General features: G+C 50.7%; 1 protein-coding gene. It reads left to right on the top strand.

The window, feature by feature from the left end:
- Window positions 1-290, top strand: a 290-nt coding sequence (locus tag M3090_RS15760; protein WP_249057822.1) for an ATP-binding protein, incomplete at both ends; no start/stop codon positions are given.

The raw sequence follows: 290 nt of genomic DNA, 5'->3' as shown, positions 1-290 counted from the left end.
TCCTTATATGCCAATGCCCCGAAACTGCTCGGAGCGCTGAAAGTCGCCAAAGTCAAAGGTACACTTGAAACGGAACTCAAGAAGATTGAGCGATGCCAGTTACTCATCCTTGACGACCTGTTCATCGTGCCTCTCGACGCCAAGGAGCGTCCCATACTGCTTGACATCATCGAGGACAGGCATGAACGGAAATCCATCATCATCACATCGCAGTACCCCTCCTCCAACTGGTACGACATGGTAGGTGACCCGACAATAGCCGATGCAATCCTTGACCGAATCATACATAC

Source organism: Bacteroides sp. ET71 (assembly GCF_023336905.1).
Taxonomy (GTDB): Bacteria; Bacteroidota; Bacteroidia; order Bacteroidales; family Bacteroidaceae; genus Bacteroides.
This window is presented reverse-complemented; position numbering and strand designations above follow the sequence as displayed.